1 protein-coding gene is annotated in these 2,184 nt (G+C 67.0%); it reads right to left on the minus strand.

Features of this window, described 5'->3' with window-relative positions:
- Positions 1–26: 26 nt before the first annotated feature.
- Positions 27–1,964 (minus strand): acetate--CoA ligase, encoded by a 1,938-nt coding sequence (acs, locus tag WAX14_RS20680; protein WP_422629921.1) that lies wholly within the window; start codon positions 1,962–1,964, stop codon positions 27–29.
- Positions 1,965–2,184: the final 220 nt, after the last annotated feature.

Raw genomic sequence — 2,184 nt, forward strand, 5'->3', positions numbered from 1 at the left:
CGGACGGCCGACGTAACCCTGAGGCGCTACGTGTTCTGTGCTCGGATCGCGTCGAACACCGAAGGATCGACCAGTGTCGAGGTATCGCCGAGTGCGCGACCTTCCGCGACGTCCCGCAGCAGACGGCGCATGATCTTGCCGGAGCGGGTCTTCGGCAGTTCCGGCACCACCGAGATCTGCCGCGGCTTGGCGATCGGAGAGATCTCCACCGCGACGTGATCACGCAATTCCTTGATCAGCGCGTCGCCGGTGTTCTCGACGTGTTCGCGCAGGATCACGAACGCGACGATGCCCTGGCCGGTGGTCTCGTCGGCCGCGCCGACCACGGCCGCCTCGGCGACCGCCGGGTGGCTGACCAGAGCGGATTCGACCTCGGAGGTGGAGATGCGGTGCCCGGAGACGTTCATGACGTCATCGACACGGCCGAGCACCCACAGGGCGCCGTCGTCGTCGTAGCGGGCTCCGTCACCGGCGAAGTACCAGCCCTGCTCGGCGTACCGAGACCAGTACGTATCGCGGTAGCGATCCATATCGCCCCAGATGCCGCGCAGCATCGCCGGCCAGGGCTGGTCGAGCACCAGATAGCCGTTTCCGCCCTCGGCGAGGACGTTGGCATCGTCGTCGACGATCTTCGCCGAGATGCCGGGCAGCGGAGCCATCGCCGAACCGGGCTTGGTGGTGGTCAGGCCCGGCAGCGGCGAAATCATGATCGCACCGGTCTCGGTCTGCCACCAGGTGTCGACGATCGGGGCGGTGCCTGCGCCGATGACCTCGCGATACCAGCGCCAGGCCTCCGGGTTGATCGGCTCACCCACCGACCCGAGCAACCGGATCGACGACAGATCGTGAGCATCGGGGATCTCGCGGCCCCACTTCATGAACGTGCGGATGAGCGTGGGTGCCGTGTAGTAGATCGACACCCCGTACTTCTCGATGATCTCGAAGTGCCGATGTTCGTTCGGGGAGTTGGGGGTGCCCTCGTAGACGACCTGCGTGACGCCGTTGCTCAGCGGTCCGTACACGATGTAGGTGTGGCCGGTGACCCACCCGATGTCGGCGGTGCACCAGTACACGTCCGTGCCGGGCTTGTGGTCGAAGACGTTGTGGTGCGTGTAGGACGCCTGCGTGAGGTAGCCGCCCGAGGTGTGGACGATGCCCTTGGGCTTTCCGGTGGTGCCGGAGGTGTAGAGAACGAACAGCGGATGCTCCGCGTCGAACGGCTGCGCGGTGTGCCGGTCGGAGGCCTTGTCGACGGTTTCGTGCCACCACAGGTCCCGGCCCTCGGTCCACTCGACGTCGATGCCGGTGCGCTTGACGACGAGCACGTGCTCGATCGATTCCGCGCCGGAAACCGCCTCGTCGGCAGCGGGCTTGAGCGGGGCCGGGGCGCCACGACGCCACTGGCCGTCGACGGTGACCAGCAACTTGGCGGCAGCGTCGTCGATGCGGGAGCGCAGCGCCGTCGCGGAGAAACCACCGAAGACCACCGAATGGGTCAGGCCGAGCCGGGCACACGCGAGCATCGCGACGATCGCCTCGGGAATCATCGGCATGTAGATCGCGACGCGATCACCGGCGACGAGTCCGAGTTCGGTGAAGGTGTTCGCGGCCTTCGACACCTCGGCGAGCAGGTCGTTGTAGGTGATCGAGCGTGAATCACCCGGTTCGCCTTCGAACGCGATGGCGACGCGGTCGCCGTTGCCGGCTTCGACGTGCCGGTCGACGCAGTTGTAGGCGACATTGAGCTGCCCGCCGACGAACCATTTCGCGACGGGAGCATCCGACCAGTCGAGCACCTGGGTCCACGGGGTCGCCCAATCCAGACGGCGGGCCTGGGTGTCCCAGAACTCGAGCCGGTCGGCGTCGGCGGCGGCTTGCAGCTCGGGACCGGCGTTGGCGGTGGCGGTGAACTCCGCGTTCGGGGGGAACACCTGCTGTTCGTGGTCCTGGGCTGCACTGGTCATGATGCCGGGGCCTCTTTTCGGGGGATGCGATACGAATCTGGCTGAATCGAGCGTAGCCATCTGTGACGAGGATCGCATCGTTGCATCGACATGCAACCGGGTCACTTGCGCCGATCGGTCGATGCCACGCGACGGAAGGTCGGCTCCCGCGACGAGCGGCCCGGCCGACTGTAGCGACGAGCGGCCCGGCCGACGCTACCGCCGCGGACGAGCGGTAGCG

Origin of the sequence: Rhodococcus sp. (in: high G+C Gram-positive bacteria), from assembly GCF_049299235.1 — a bacterium.
Classification (GTDB): Bacteria; Actinomycetota; Actinomycetes; order Mycobacteriales; family Mycobacteriaceae; genus Rhodococcus.